This is a genomic window from Streptomyces sp. NPDC020801, assembly GCF_044334385.1.
GTDB lineage: Bacteria > Actinomycetota > Actinomycetes > Streptomycetales > Streptomycetaceae > Streptomyces.
Genome location: NZ_JBIRST010000009.1, coordinates 112921 through 126105, shown reverse-complemented (window position 1 = coordinate 126105; position 13185 = coordinate 112921). Strand labels below are relative to the sequence as shown.

The 13185-nt window shown below is 70.3% G+C and carries 12 protein-coding genes and 2 pseudogenes; 7 read left to right on the top strand and 7 right to left on the bottom strand.

The features are described from left to right. Window positions 1–50: 50 nt before the first annotated feature. Both ACH4UM_RS20290 and ACH4UM_RS20285 read right to left on the bottom strand, forming a co-directional pair. Complete coding sequence (locus ACH4UM_RS20290; protein WP_398180913.1) at window positions 51–2447, bottom strand: HAD-IC family P-type ATPase; 2397 nt, start codon at window positions 2445–2447, stop codon at window positions 51–53. Between the two features lie 125 nt (window positions 2448–2572). Continuing rightward, window positions 2573–2854, bottom strand: a complete 282-nt coding sequence (locus ACH4UM_RS20285) for a DUF2530 domain-containing protein (RefSeq protein WP_398180910.1) — start codon at window positions 2852–2854, stop codon at window positions 2573–2575. A gap of 218 nt (window positions 2855–3072) precedes the next feature. Here ACH4UM_RS20285 and ACH4UM_RS20280 point away from each other — a divergent pair, with 218 nt between their 5' ends. Further along, on the top strand, window positions 3073–4524 hold the full coding sequence (locus tag ACH4UM_RS20280; protein ID WP_398180907.1) for an NCS2 family permease: 1452 nt from the start codon (window positions 3073–3075) through the stop codon (window positions 4522–4524). Window positions 4525–4546: 22 nt separating this feature from the next. On the opposite strand, the gene ACH4UM_RS20275 is transcribed toward ACH4UM_RS20280, so the two are convergent. Continuing rightward, window positions 4547–4729: a ribbon-helix-helix protein, CopG family gene (locus tag ACH4UM_RS20275; protein ID WP_398180904.1), complete on the bottom strand. Its 183-nt coding sequence runs from the start codon at window positions 4727–4729 to the stop codon at window positions 4547–4549. A 175-nt stretch (window positions 4730–4904) separates the two neighbouring features. Between ACH4UM_RS20275 and ACH4UM_RS20270 the strand changes: the two genes are divergently transcribed. The 3 genes from ACH4UM_RS20270 to thpR all read left to right on the top strand — a co-directional run bounded on the left by ACH4UM_RS20270 (window position 4905) and on the right by thpR (window position 7644). After that, window positions 4905–5342 (top strand): MarR family winged helix-turn-helix transcriptional regulator, encoded by a 438-nt coding sequence (locus ACH4UM_RS20270; protein WP_398180902.1) that lies wholly within the window; start codon window positions 4905–4907, stop codon window positions 5340–5342. A 120-nt stretch (window positions 5343–5462) separates the two neighbouring features. Next, window positions 5463–6734 carry an MFS transporter gene (locus ACH4UM_RS20265; RefSeq protein WP_398180900.1) on the top strand — a complete coding sequence of 424 codons (1272 nt, stop codon included), beginning with the start codon at window positions 5463–5465 and terminating at the stop codon, window positions 6732–6734. A gap of 337 nt (window positions 6735–7071) precedes the next feature. Next, the gene (thpR, locus tag ACH4UM_RS20260; RefSeq protein WP_398180898.1) at window positions 7072–7644 is read left to right on the top strand and encodes an RNA 2',3'-cyclic phosphodiesterase; all 573 of its coding nucleotides are present in this window, start codon (window positions 7072–7074) and stop codon (window positions 7642–7644) included. A 174-nt stretch (window positions 7645–7818) separates the two neighbouring features. Here the strand turns inward: thpR and ACH4UM_RS20255 are convergent, their stop codons facing one another. The 3 genes and pseudogenes from ACH4UM_RS20255 to ACH4UM_RS20245 form a co-directional block, all read right to left on the bottom strand. Further along, window positions 7819–8814, bottom strand: coding sequence for an aldo/keto reductase (locus ACH4UM_RS20255; RefSeq protein ID WP_398180896.1), 996 nt, complete (start codon window positions 8812–8814; stop codon window positions 7819–7821). Window positions 8815–8880: 66 nt separating this feature from the next. Continuing rightward, a pseudogene (locus ACH4UM_RS20250) lies at window positions 8881–9430 on the bottom strand (Uma2 family endonuclease). 65 nt (window positions 9431–9495) lie between these two features. After that, window positions 9496–10170 (bottom strand): GDSL-type esterase/lipase family protein, encoded by a 675-nt coding sequence (locus ACH4UM_RS20245; protein ID WP_398180894.1) that lies wholly within the window; start codon window positions 10168–10170, stop codon window positions 9496–9498. Window positions 10171–10258: 88 nt separating this feature from the next. On the opposite strand from ACH4UM_RS20245, the gene ACH4UM_RS20240 reads away from it, so the two are divergent. Beyond that, a complete protein-coding gene (locus ACH4UM_RS20240) occupies window positions 10259–11242 on the top strand; it encodes a WD40 repeat domain-containing protein (RefSeq protein WP_398180891.1) in 984 nt (327 codons plus the stop codon). A 53-nt stretch (window positions 11243–11295) separates the two neighbouring features. Here the strand turns inward: ACH4UM_RS20240 and ACH4UM_RS20235 are convergent. Beyond that, window positions 11296–11733, bottom strand: a pseudogene (locus tag ACH4UM_RS20235) (ATP-binding protein); the annotation flags it as partial. 260 nt (window positions 11734–11993) lie between these two features. On the opposite strand from ACH4UM_RS20235, the gene ACH4UM_RS20230 reads away from it, so the two are divergent. Together ACH4UM_RS20230 and ACH4UM_RS20225 are read left to right on the top strand one after the other, a co-directional pair. After that, window positions 11994–12839 carry a Scr1 family TA system antitoxin-like transcriptional regulator gene (locus ACH4UM_RS20230; RefSeq protein ID WP_398180889.1) on the top strand — a complete coding sequence of 282 codons (846 nt, stop codon included), beginning with the start codon at window positions 11994–11996 and terminating at the stop codon, window positions 12837–12839. Continuing rightward, a complete protein-coding gene (locus ACH4UM_RS20225; protein WP_398180886.1) occupies window positions 12836–13036 on the top strand; it encodes a DUF397 domain-containing protein in 201 nt (66 codons plus the stop codon). Before ACH4UM_RS20230 ends, ACH4UM_RS20225 begins: the two co-directional genes overlap by 4 nt. Window positions 13037–13185 lie beyond the last annotated feature (149 nt).

Below are 13185 nucleotides of genomic sequence, written 5' to 3'. Positions count from 1 at the left end.
GAAGGCACCGGACCCACCGGACCCACCGGCCGTACCGGGCCGACGGGGCCTCAGGCCGGGAAGCGGCGGTCGACCCACTTCCACAGGAACTCAAGGGCGACCGCCGCCACCGCGGCGATGCCCACCGCGAGCCAGGGCATCGCCGCCCCCACCAGCTTCAGCGCGAAGAAGTGCTGGAGCGCGGGCACCACGAGCACGAACACGAACGCCACCCCCATCGAGGCCACCAGGACGACCCGCCACCAGGTGTAGGGGCGGGCGATGATCGCCAGCACCCACATCGAGACCAGGAAGAGCGTGAGCGTCGCGGCGCTGGTCTCGGCGTCGAGGGTGTCCGGGCCGGTGTAGTGGTGGCGGGCGATCAGATACGTCACGAAGGTCGCCACCGCGGCCACCACGCCGCCCGGCACCGAGTAGCGCATGACCCGGCGCACGAAGTGCGGCCGGGCCCGTTCCGTGTTCGGGGCGAGGGCCAGGAAGAAGGCCGGTATGCCGATGGTGAGCGTGGACAGCAGGGTCAGGTGCCGGGGCAGGAACGGGTACTCCACCTGCGAGCACACCACCAGCACGGCCAGCAGCACCGAGTAGACCGTCTTCACCAGGAACAGGGTCGCCACCCGGGTGATGTTGCCGATGACCCGCCGCCCCTCCGCGACCACGGACGGCAGGCTCGCGAAGCTGTTGTCCAGCAGCACGATCTGCGCGACGGCCCGGGTGGCCTCCGAGCCGGAGCCCATCGAGACGCCTATGTCGGCGTCCTTCAGGGCGAGGACGTCGTTCACGCCGTCGCCGGTCATCGCGACCGTGTGCCCGCGCGCCTGCAGGGCGCCCACCATGTCCCGCTTCTGCTGCGGGGTGACCCGCCCGAACACCGTGCCCTCCTCCAGCGCCCGCGCCATGTCCTCCCGCTCCGCGGGCAGCCGGCGGGCGTCCACGGCGGTGCCGGTCACACCCACCTTGGCGGCCACCGCGCCCACGGACACCGCGTTGTCGCCGGAGATGACCTTGGCGCGGACGTTCTGCCGGGCGAAGAAGCCGAGGGTGCCGGCGGCGTCGGCCCGCAGCCGCTGCTCCAGTACGACCAGGGCGGCGGGCGTGACGGTCCGCACGACGTCCTGGGCATCCAGGTCACGGCCCGCGCGGGCGAGCAGCAGCACGCGCAGGCCCTGCTCGTTCAGCCGCCCGGTCTCGGCGAGGGCGGGCGCGTCGGCCGGGAGCAGCACGTCGGGGGCGCCCAGCAGCCACGTACTGGACTCGCCGTTGCCCTCGCTGAAGCTGGCGCCGCTGTACTTGCGGGCGGAGGAGAAGGGCAGCGACTCCACGCACCGCCACTCCTCGCTGTCCGGGTAGGCGTCGATGATCGCCCGCAGGGAGGGGTTCGGGTGCGGGTCGGACTCGCCGAGGGCGCCGAGGACCTTGCGCACGTACGACTCGTCGTAGCCGTCCAGGGTCCTGAGCTCGGTGACGTCCATGCCGCCCTCGGTGAGGGTGCCGGTCTTGTCCAGGCAGACGGTGTCGACGCGGGCGAGGCCCTCGATGGCGGGCAGCTCCTGGACGAGGCACTGCTTGCGCCCGAGCCGGATGACCCCGATGGCGAAGGCGACGGAGGTGAGGAGCACCAGCCCTTCGGGGACCATGGGGGTGATGCCGCCGACGGTGCGGGCGATCGAGTCCTTCAGATCGTTGTTCTTCACCACCAGCTGGCTGATGACCAGTCCGATCGCGGTCGGGACCATCATCCACGTCACGTACTTCAGGATGGTGGAGATGCCGCTGCGCAGTTCGGAGTGGACCAGCGTGAAGCGGGAGGCGTCCTCGGCGAGCTGGGCGGCATAGGCGGCGCGGCCGACCCTGGTCGTCTGGAAGGCGCCGCCGCCGGCGACGACGAAGCTGCCTGACATGACGTGGTCGCCGGGCCGTTTGACCACCGGGTCGGCCTCGCCGGTGAGCAGGGACTCGTCGATCTCGAGCCCGTCCGCCTCCATACAGGTGCCGTCGACGACGACCTTGTCCCCCGGCCCGATCTCGATCACGTCGTCGAGGACGATCTCGGACGTGCCGACCTCGGTGGCGGTGCCGTCCCGCCGGACGGTGGGACGGGCCTCGCCGATCACGGCGAGGGAGTCGAGGGTCTGCTTCGCCCGCCACTCCTGGATGATGCCGATGCCGGTGTTGGCGAGGATCACATAGCCGAAGAGGCTGTCCTGGACCGGCGCGACGAACAGCATGACCAGCCAGAGCACACCGATGATCGCGTTGAAGCGGGTGAAGACGTTCGCGCGGACTATGTCGGTCAGGGAACGGCTGCTGCGCACGGGGACGTCGTTGACCTGACCACGCGCGACGCGCTCCGCGACCTCGGCGTGGGTCAGTCCCGCCGTCCGGACCGACGGGAGAGGCACCGGGTGCACGGGGTCCAGTTCTGCGCCCGCGTCGATATGGGTCATGCATTCGACGGTACGTGCGGATCTGGGGCTTCACCCGCCGGGGGAGCGGAAGTTCCGACTTGGGGATGAGCGGCGTCCTGCGGTGGTTGTAGGGCGCCTGCCCGCCGGGCTCGCACCTGCGGGCGCTACTCCGCGGGTGTCTTCTCGGCGGAGGTCACGGCGGAGGCCGCCGCCCGCTTGATCGCCGCGTCGCGCCTGCGGACGTACCAGATGCCGATGAGGCCCAGGCCGCCGCCGGCCAGGCAGGTCCACAGCCACCAGGTGTGGCCGTGGTCGTCGAACCAGCCGTAGAAGGGCAGCTGGACCAGGAAGAGGACGAACCAGACGATCGTGCCGCCGGTGATGGTGGCTACCACGGGCCCCTCCAGGGGCTCCGGCGCCTCGTGCTTGGGGGTCCACTTCGCCATGGCCATCAGCTTACGGCCCCAGGGGGTCTACGCGCGGAGATAGCCTTTTCGGCTTTATATGTTCATACTGAAACGGTCCGAGTCTGGCTACTTCTGGTCGTACGAAACGCCAACAGAGACAGGGGGAGACCTGTTGGTGACGCGGCGACGGCCGGACTCGATGACTCGATCACGTTCATGCCGGTACCCCCGTACCCCCCACCTCTGAGGTCACCCGTATGTCCACCTCGGCCACCGCCAAGGCCCCCGCCCCCGAGCAGCCGGGTACGCCGCCCGTGTACGGCGCCCTCGACCGCCACTTCCGGATCTCCGAACGGGGCAGCAGCCTGTCCCGCGAGATCCGCGGAGGTTTCGCCACCTTCTTCGCGATGGCCTACATCATCGTGCTGAACCCGATCATCCTCGGCAGCGCGAAGGACATGTACGGGCATCAGCTCGACAACGGCCAGCTGGTCACCGCCACCGCCGTGACCGCCGCGTTCACCACGCTGCTCATGGGTGTCGTCGGCAATGTGCCGATCGCGCTGGCGGCCGGGCTCGGTGTCAACACCGTCGTCGCGCTGCAGCTCGCGCCCCGTATGTCCTGGCCGGACGCCATGGGCATGGTGGTCCTCGCCGGGTTCACCGTCATGCTGCTCGTCGCGACCGGGCTGCGCGAGCGCGTGATGAACGCCGTGCCACTCGGCCTGCGCAAGGGCATCGCGATCGGTATCGGCCTGTTCATCATGCTGATCGGCCTGGTCGACTCCGGCTTCGTCTCCCGTATCCCGGACGCCGCCCACACCACCGTCCCGCTCCAGCTGGGCGCCGACGGTCACCTGAGCGGCTGGCCGGTCCTGGTCTTCATCCTGGGCGAGCTGCTCACCCTGGCGCTGATCGTCCGCAAGGTGCCGGGCGCGATCCTCATCTCGATCGTCGCGATGACCGTCCTGGCCGTCGTCGTCAACGCCGTCGCCAAGGTGCCCTCCTGGGGCCTGACCACCCCGAAGTGGCCCGGCAACCCGGTCTCCACCCCCGACTTCGGGCTCATCGGCAAGGTCAGCCTCTTCGGCGGCTTCTCCAAGGTCGGCGCGCTGACCGGCGTCCTCTTCGTCTTCACCGTCCTGCTGTCGTGCTTCTTCGACGCCATGGGCACGATCATGGGCATCAGCGACGAGGCCAAGCTGACCGACGCCCAGGGGCAGATGCCGGGCATCAACAGGGTCCTCTTCGTCGACGGCATCGCGGTCGCCGCCGGTGGTGCCAGTTCCTCCTCGGCCACCACCTGCTTCGTGGAGTCGACGGCGGGTGTCGGCGAGGGTGCCAGGACCGGCTTCGCCAACGTCGTCACCGGCGGCCTGTTCGCCGTGGCCCTCTTCCTCACACCCATCGCCACGATGGTCCCGTCCCAGGCGGCCACCCCGGCGCTGCTCGCGGTGGGCTTCCTGATCCTGGCCGGCTCGGTCCGGGAAATCGACTGGGCGGACTACACGATCGCCGTCCCGGCCTTCATCACGATGGTGATGATGCCGTTCACCTACTCGATCACCAACGGCATCGGCATGGGTTTCATCACCTTCGCGGTGCTGCGCCTGGCCTCCGGCCGCGGCCGCGAGGTCCCGGCGGCGATGTACGTGGTGGCGGCGGTCTTCGCCTTCTACTACCTGATGCCGGCCCTGGGCCTGACCTGATCCCCGCGAGGGGTGCCGGGGGTCAGGTGACCCCGTAGAACCTCTCCGTCTCCTCGACGGCGGTCTGGAACCGCTCGTCGAAGTCATCTCGAATGAGCGTCCGGACGACATAGTCCTGGACGCTCATTCCTCTTTTGGCGGCGTGGTGCCGGAGTCGTTCGAGCAGCTCACGGTCTATGCGCAGGCTGAGCACGCTGGTCCCCATGGGACGAGGGTCGCCGCACGCTTGGTCACGACACGCGACGTTCCGCAAGCGGATCACCCATATGAGTGATCTCAGAGCGATATGGCACCGCAGTGGCCGGAGTCATGGGCATGTGTCCGCATGTGTGCGCGTCTCCGGTGGTCTTTAGCGAGGGTAATGAGTTATGCTAAAGAACATGCCGGACCTTACCCATGGCGACGACGCTGCCGCCGTGAACTCCCTGCGATCCGCCGTGATGCGGTTGTCCCGTCGGCTCAAGCACCAGCGCGTCGACGAGTCGCTGAGCCCCACCGAGATGTCGGTGCTGGGCACCCTGTCCATCTGCGGAAGCGCCACGCCGGGCGAGCTCGCCCGCAAGGAGCACGTGCAGCCGCCGTCGATGACCCGCATCGTGGCGCTGCTCGAGGCCAAGGGCCTGGTCCGCCTGGAGCCGCACCCCGAGGACCGGCGCCAGAAGGTCGTCACACGGACCGAGCGGGCCGAGACCATGCTCGAGGAGAGCCGCCGCAAGCGGAACGCCTTCCTGGCCGGCCTGGTCGAGGGACTCGACGAGGACGAGTGGGCGAAACTGCGCGCCGCCGCCCCCGTGCTGGAGAAGCTGGCACACCTGTAAACACGTTCCACAAGGAGGCGAACCCTTTTGAGTACGGGATCCGGAGCAGCTTCCGCCCCCGCACCTACTCCTACTACCGCCCACGGCGACACCCCGGCCCCGCGTACCCGGGGCTCCTCGATGTTCAGCTCCCTGAGGATCAGGAACTACCGCCTCTTCTTCATCGGTCAGGTCGTCTCCAACACCGGCACCTGGATGCAGCGCATCGCCCAGGACTGGCTGGTGCTCAGCCTCACCGGCTCCTCCGCGGCGGTCGGCATCACCACGGCCCTGCAGTTCCTGCCGATGCTGCTCTTCGGCCTCTACGGCGGCGTCCTCGTCGACCGTCTGCCCAAGCGGCCCGCGCTGCTCGTCACGCAGTCGTCGATGGCCGTCACCGGACTCGCGCTCGCCGCGCTGACCCTCACCGGGCACGTCCAGGTCTGGCACGTCTACGTCGCCGCCTTCGCCGTCGGCCTCGCCACGGTCGTCGACAACCCGGCCCGCCAGTCCTTCGTCTCCGAGATGGTCGGCCCGAAGCAGCTGCAGAACGCGGTCAGCCTGAACTCGGCGAACTTCCAGTCGGCCCGCCTGATCGGCCCCGCCGTCGCGGGCCTGATGATCACCGGTGTCGGCACCGGCTGGGCGTTCCTCGCCAACGGCCTGTCCTTCGTCGCGCCCATCGCGGGTCTGCTGCTGATGCGCGCCCGTGAGCTGCACATGGTCGAGCGCGCCCCGCGCGGCAAGGGCCAGCTCCGCGAAGGCCTGCGCTACGTCGCCGGCCGCCCCGACCTGATCTGGCCGATCGTCCTGGTCGGCTTCATCGGCACCTTCGGCTTCAACTTCCCGGTGTGGCTGTCGGCCTACGCCGACGACGTCTACCACGCCGGCGCCGGCGCCTACAGCCTCTTCAACACCGTGATGGCGGTCGGCTCCCTGGTCGGCGCCCTGCTCGCGGCCCGCCGCGGCACCGCCCGGCTGCGCGTGCTGATCGCGGCCGCCGCCGCCTTCGGCACGCTGGAGATCGTGGCCGCGCTGGCCCCGTCGTACTGGGTGTTCGCGCTGCTGATGGCGCCGATCGGGATCTTCGGCCTGACGGTCAACGTCACGGCGAACACGGCCGTCCAGATGGCCACCGACCCGGCCATGCGCGGGCGGGTGATGGCCCTGTTCATGATGGTCTTCATGGGCGGTACGCCGCTGGGCGCACCCCTCGTCGGCTGGATCACCGACGCCTACGGCCCCCGGATCGGCTTCGCCCTCGGCGGGGTGGTCTCGGCCGCCGCGGCCGCCACCGTCGGCCTGGTCCTGGCCCGTGTCGGGGACCTGCGCCTGTCGGTCGGCTGGAACCACGGCCACCCGCGGGTGCGGTTCGTGCCGCGTGAGCGACGGGAGGAACTGGCGGTGGCGTAGCCCGGGCCTCTCGCAGACGGGTCAGTCGCGGGGGAACTCGTCGGTCTTGAGGACCAGGCCGACCGGGGTGTCGGTCAGGTCGATCTCGTCGCCGAAGCCGAACTTGGTCACCGTCGCGTAGTCGCCGTTCCTGCTGTGGGTGTAGACACGGCACTCGCCCTTGTAGGGGTCGGCGATGAGGTAGACGGGGACCCCTGCGGAGGCCTAGGCGAGCTTCCCCGTCGTGGCGCTCCTCCCCGGCTGCCCCGTCGACGAATGCAGCCGCGCAGTACAACGATACGCACGGTGACCGGGTCAGGCCGGGGCAGCCGCGAACACGCGGCGGGACACTGGCTGTATGAGACTCTTCACCGCCGTACTGCCACCGGACGACGTCACCCGCGAGCTCGGACGCGCGGTCGCCGAGTTGAGGAGCCTGCCCGGCGCGGACCGGATGCGCTGGACCGGGCATCCCGGCTGGCACTTCACGCTCGCGTTCTACGGCGAGGTCGACGAGGTGGTGCTGCCGGAGCTCTCGGCCCGGCTGGAGAAGAGCGCGCTGCGTACGGAACCCTTCCCGCTCGCCCTGCGCGGGGGCGGGCAGTTCGGGCGCGGGAAGGCGCTGTGGACGGGGGCGGAGGGCGACCTGCGGACCATGGGGCTGCTGGCCGGCCGTTCGGAGGCGGCGGCCCGGAAGGCGGGCGTGCCGATGGGGGAGCACCGCCGCTACAAGGCCCATCTGACGGTGGCCCGCAGCCGGGAGGTGGTGGACGTACGGGCGCACGTCGAGGCCCTGAGCGCCTTCGGCAGTCGCGTGTGGACGGTGGAGGAGGTGGTCCTGGTGCGAAGCCATCTGCCGACGTCCGGTGTGCCCGGCGAGCAGCCCCGCTACGAGCCGGTCGCCCGCTGGCCGCTCGGCGGCGCCGGTTAGTCTCGAATACGTGGACCCGAAAACCCGTAACCGGATCATGGCCTGTGCGCTGGTGCTGATGTTCGCCGTCGTCGCCCTGGCGGCCGCGCGCGGCAGGTGACGCCGTGCGCGGCCGCCGGGCTCGGCAGGTGACGCCGCGCCCGGGCGCCAGGAGCGGTCAGCGACCGGCGTCCCTCACCAGGCGAAGGCCTCCGGTGACGGTCCCGGACCCGGGAAGATCCCGTCGAGACCGGCCAGCAGCTCCTCGCTCAGCTCCAGCTCGACCGCCCGCAGCGCGGACTGCAACTGCTCGGCGGTGCGCGGGCCCACGATCGGGCCGGTCACGCCCGGCCGGGTGAGCAGCCAGGCCAGCGCCACCTCGCCGGGCTCGAGTCCGTGCTTGTCGAGCAGGTCCTCGTACGCCTGGATCTGCGCGCGGATGGAGGTGCTGGCGAGCGAGTCGGCGGCCCTCCCGCTCGCCCGCCGGCCGCCCTGGACCTCCTTCTTGATCACCCCGCCCAGCAGCCCGCCGTGCAGCGGCGACCAGGGGATGACCCCGAGCCCGTAGTCCCGCGCGGCCGGGATGACCTCCATCTCGGCGCGCCGCTCGGCGAGGTTGTACAGGCACTGCTCGCTGACCAGGCCGATGGTGCCGTGGCGGCGGGCGGCGATCTCGTTGGCCTGGGCGATCTTGTAGCCGGGGAAGTTGGAGGAGCCGACGTAGAGGATCTTGCCCTGCTGGACCAGTACGTCGACGGCCTGCCAGATCTCCTCGAAGGGGGTGCTGCGGTCGATGTGGTGGAACTGGTAGAGGTCGATGTAGTCGGTCCGCAGCCGCTTGAGGCTGGCGTCCACGGCCCGCCGGATGTTCAGGGCGGAGAGCTTGTCCTGGTTCGGCCAGACGGAGGAGCCGTCCGCCGCCATGTTGCCGTACACCTTGGTGGCGAGGACGACCTTGTCCCGCCGGTCGCCGCCCTTGGCGAACCAGTTGCCGATGATGCTCTCGGTACGGCCCTTGTTCTCGCCCCAGCCGTACACGTTGGCGGTGTCGAAGAAGTTGATCCCCGCGTCCAGCGCCGCGTCCATGATCGCGTGACTGCCGGCCTCGTCGGTCTGCGGGCCGAAGTTCATCGTGCCGAGGACCAGTCGGCCGACCTTGAGTCCTGTGCGTCCGAGCTGCGTGTACTTCATGGTCCTCAAGCCAACGTCCTGGAGTGCGCTCGAAGCAAGAGGGGTTGGGGGCGCGTGCGGCGGCCGTCAGTCCCGGGGGAAATCGTCGGTCTTGAGGGTGAGGCCGAGGGGGGTGGTGGACATGTCGACGTCGGTTCCGTAGTCGACGCGCAGCTCGCAGGTGTACCCGCCCTCCTTGGGTTCCGTGTACACGTGGCACCTGCCTTGGCAGGGGTCGGCAATGAGGTACACCGGCACCTCGGCGAGCGCGTAGGCGGTCTTCTTGGGGCCGTAGTCGTTCTGGGCCGTCCCCTTGGAGATGACCTCGGCGACGAACTCGACATCCTCGTATCGCCGGCGGCCTTCGGCGTCCTTTGCCGCGCCCTCGCGCAACTTGGCCACATCGGGGCAGAAGCCGTTCTGGAGCCCGGGGAGGTCGATACGGACGTCCGTGAGAACGCGTGTGCTGCGCCTTCCGAAGTGATCTTCGAGTGCCCAGAGGATCTCGCGAATGGTTTCCCGGTGGATGTCCCGCTGCGGCGTCTCGAAGACGCTGCCCCCCCACGATCTCGACCTTGTAACCCTCGGGCACGGGCATCCGCTCGAGACGCTCGAACCACTGGTCCAGGCGCTCCATCTTGATCTCGATCCTGTCTTCCAGCCGGATGGAAGGCGCGGGTGCCGGGCCCAGTCACTCGCCGCTCAGCCCCCGTACTCCTCGCCCCACCCCCACGCCTGGTACATGGCGTCCGCGAACGCCCCGGCGATCCTGTGCTCGCCGCGTCCGTTCGGGTGGGTGCCGTCGTAGGTGTCCGTGTGGATGTCGTACGTGGGCGGCGGGGACGCCAGCAGCAGCGGGGAGCGGGGTTCGTCCAGGTCGGCCACCGCCTTGGACAGCAGCTCGTTGAAGAGGGTCACCTCGGCGGCGAAGGGCGGGTCGGACTGGGCGCGGACGTTGGCGATCACGGGGAGCAGCACCATGCGGATGCGTGGCCTGGCCGCCCGGGCCTGCGCGACGAAGGCCCGCACGTTCGCCGCCGTCTGCTCGGCGTTGGTGTAGAAGCCCAGGTCGATCAGGCCCAGGGAGACGAGCAGCACGTCTGCCCGGCACTCCCGTACCGCGTCCCCGATCAGCGGGGCCATGTGCGCCCAGCCCTCGCCCCAGCCGGCCAGATGGGCGCGGGGGAAGCCGAGGTCGGCGTACTCGTACGACGTGGGCGAGTCCGTCGACTTGTCGTACAGCGTCTCGCGCGGGCCGACGAGCGTGAACGGGCCGCCGTACGTGTCGCGCAGGTGCTGCCACAGCCGGTAACGCCACGTGTGTTCGCCCGCGCTTCCGATCGTCATGGAGTCACCGACGGGCATGAACCTGAGCATCCGCTCATGATGGACGATCACGGCGCCGGGTGCGATGTGAGGCCCACCACGTGGGATGAACCCCCGCCCGGGATGGCAGGCTTGAGGGATGCGCCGACCGTTCGCCCTCCTCGCCGGGGCCCTCCTCGTGGGCGCCTTCGCCGTGCCCGCCTCCGCCGCCGACGGAGACGACGGGTTCACGATCAAGGATCCCCGGATCAAGGAGTCCAGCGGGCTCGCCGCCTCCCATCTGCACCCGGGCGTCTACTGGACCCACAACGACAGCGGCTACGGACCGCAGATCTACGCCGTGGACGGCAGGACCGGGAAGACCGTCGCCACCGTCACGTTCAGCGGCGTCGGCAAACCCCGCGACTTCGAGGCGATCTCCATCGGCCCCGGCAACCAGATCTACTGCGGTGACATCGGCGACAACCTCGGCGGCACCTGGCCCTACGTGTGGATCTACAAGCTGCCCGAGCCGAAGGTCCTCAAGGACCAGACGATCCGGGCCACGCAGTACGTGGTGAAGTACTCCGACGGCCCCCGCAACGCCGAGTCGCTGATCGTGCACCCGAAGACCGGACGCGTGTACATCATCGACAAGAAGGAGGACGGCGGCCACCTGTTCGAGGGGCCGGCCCAGCTGTCCCCCACGGGAACCAACGTCTTCCGGCCGATCGCCCCCGTCGACCTCTGGGCCACCGACGCCGCCTTCTCGCCGGACGGCCGGCAACTCGCCGTGCGGGGCTACTTCGGCGGCATCTACTACGACTGGAACGGCGGGAGGATCAAGCGCGAGGGCACGCTGAACGTGCCGCTCCAGCAACAGGGCGAGTCGGTGACGTACACCGTCGACGGGAAGAAGCTGCTGTACGGCAGCGAGGGCGCCGACAGCCCGGTACAGGCTCAGGACGCACCCGGCGGAGGTGGCGATTCGCCGAAGTCGCCGTCGAGCGGCGGCGGCTCGCAGGCGGCGGGTGGCAGCGGAGGCGGCGGCACGGGCAGCGGGCTGAAGACCGGTGCCGTGGCCGTCGTGGTCGCGGCGGTCGCGGTGTTCGGACTGGGGCGGCTGTTGCGCCGGCGGTCCTGACGGAGGCCGGCCGGTGCGGCGTTCGCCGGAGCGGTGATCACGGCCCACACCGTCTTGCCGGGTCCTCCGGCGGTCCGTCCGGTGACGCCCCAGGCGTCCGCGAGAGCGGCCACCAGCAGCAGACCCCGCCCGCCGTCCGCCCCGCCGTCCGCTCCGGGGCCGCCGGGCGTCACTTCCGGGCGGCGTTCCCCGCGCGCGTCGCTCACCTCCACCCGCACGCGCCGGCCCTCCTCCGCACTCAGCCGAAGCTCGGCGTCCCGCCCGGGGACCAGGCCGTGGGTGACGGCGTTCGCGGCCAGTTCGGCGACGACCAGTTCCACGGCGTCGTGGACGGGCGTGCCGTAGCTCCACCCCCAGGCGTCCATCTGGCAGGAGGCGAGCCTGCGGGCGAGCCGGGCCCCGCGCGGGGAAGCGGTGAAGCGGAGGGCGAAGACCGGCTGGTCGGCGGCCGGACGCAGCGGCGGGCGCTGCCGCTCTGGGGAGGTCGTCATGCACCGAAGATCTCGTGCGGCCGTCCGCCCCCACCAGCTCCGGCGCCCCTACGGCGGAGGTCTGTCGGGGCAGGAGCCGATCATGTCGGGGCTGTCGGAACGCCACTACGCCCCGAGGTCTTCGTCGTCGACGGGCCCGGGCGGAACGGCCTTCACCCGTACGACGCAACCGGGCCTGGTCCGAGCGTGGTTGAGGCCCGTGCGTCCTACTGTGCGATCACAACGAGTGGTTGGCGTGCGAGCCGAGGAGGCGAGGCGGGATGGAGTCGGGCGCGGACTCGGGCGCGGGTGTGGGCGCGGAGGCGGACTCCAACGGGGAGTTCCTGCGCTGCTTCGGCCGTCAGGTGAAGCTCTTCCGTGAGGCCGCCGGGCTGACGCAGGCGCAGTTGGGCGAGCGGGTCGGGTACGGCGAGGCGCAGATCGCGGCGGTGGAGCAGGGGCGCCGGATCCCGAGGCCGGAGCTGGTGGACGCGGTGGACCGGGAGACGGGCGCACGGGGGGTGTTGGTGGCCATGAAGGGGGAGGTGGCTAAGGCTCGGTATCCGGGGTTCTTCCGTGAGTTCGCGAGTCTGGAGACCGACGCCGCCGAACTGCACGCCTACGACGCCCACCTGGTCAACGGCCTGCTGCAGTGCGAGGAGTACGCGCGTGCGGTCTTTGGCATGTGGCGCCCGTTACTGGACTCCGAGACCATTGAGCAGCGGGTGTCGGCAAGGTTGGATCGCCAGAAACTGCTGACCCGTCGGCCGAAGCCGCTGTTGAGCTTCGTCATCGAAGAGGCGGTCCTGCGCAGGCCACTTGGCGGTACGGGCGTGATGCGTGCCCAGTTGGAACACCTGCTGCTAATCGGACACGAACGCAACGTGGAGCTGCAGGTGATGCCGACCGACCGCGACGAACATGCCGGAGTTGCAGGGCCGTTCACGTTGATCCTCACGCGCGGACGACGGAGGATGGCGTACACGGAGGTGCAGAGCAACAGCACCCTGCACACGGAGCCGGCGAAGGTCCAGGGGTTCGAGTCCACGTACGGAGTCCTGCGAGCGCAAGCCATGACGCCCCGGGAGTCGCTGGCCTGGATCGAGAAGCTCTTGGGAGAGTTGTGAACGCCAACGACGATCAGGCAGCCGAGCTGACCTGGGTGAAGAGCAGCTACAGCGCAGGGGACGGCGGCCAGTGCATCGAGGTCGCCGTCGCAGGCACTGCCGTGTACGTCCGCGACTCCAAGCGGCCGGACGCGGCCATTCTCAGCGTCCCCGCCGGCCAGTGGACGGCGTTCGTGCGGGTGGCCGTACGCGGTTGACATGAAGGCGGGGTGGGGGGGGGGCGGGGCCCCCCCCCCCCCCCCCCCCCCCCCCCCCCCCGCCCCCCACCACCCCCCCCCCCCCCCCCCCCAACACCACCCCCCCCCCCCCCCCCCCACCCCCAACCAAACACACACCCCCCCCACCA

Bases quoted from the DNA above. Each gene is read 5' to 3' on its own strand.
- ACH4UM_RS20230 (WP_398180889.1), top strand. From the start codon at position 11,994: ATGGAGTCGGGCGCGGACTCGGGCGCGGGTGTGGGCGCGGAGGCGGAC.
- ACH4UM_RS20280 (WP_398180907.1), top strand. From the start codon at position 3,073: ATGTCCACCTCGGCCACCGCCAAGGCCCCCGCCCCCGAGCAGCCGGGT.
- ACH4UM_RS20240 (WP_398180891.1), top strand. From the start codon at position 10,259: ATGCGCCGACCGTTCGCCCTCCTCGCCGGGGCCCTCCTCGTGGGCGCC.
- ACH4UM_RS20265 (WP_398180900.1), top strand. From the start codon at position 5,463: ATGTTCAGCTCCCTGAGGATCAGGAACTACCGCCTCTTCTTCATCGGT.
- ACH4UM_RS20285 (WP_398180910.1), bottom strand. From the start codon at position 2,854: ATGGCGAAGTGGACCCCCAAGCACGAGGCGCCGGAGCCCCTGGAGGGG.
- ACH4UM_RS20290 (WP_398180913.1), bottom strand. From the start codon at position 2,447: ATGACCCATATCGACGCGGGCGCAGAACTGGACCCCGTGCACCCGGTG.
- ACH4UM_RS20275 (WP_398180904.1), bottom strand. From the start codon at position 4,729: ATGGGGACCAGCGTGCTCAGCCTGCGCATAGACCGTGAGCTGCTCGAA.
- ACH4UM_RS20245 (WP_398180894.1), bottom strand. From the start codon at position 10,170: ATGCTCAGGTTCATGCCCGTCGGTGACTCCATGACGATCGGAAGCGCG.
- ACH4UM_RS20270 (WP_398180902.1), top strand. From the start codon at position 4,905: ATGCCGGACCTTACCCATGGCGACGACGCTGCCGCCGTGAACTCCCTG.
- ACH4UM_RS20255 (WP_398180896.1), bottom strand. From the start codon at position 8,814: ATGAAGTACACGCAGCTCGGACGCACAGGACTCAAGGTCGGCCGACTG.
- thpR (WP_398180898.1), top strand. From the start codon at position 7,072: ATGAGACTCTTCACCGCCGTACTGCCACCGGACGACGTCACCCGCGAG.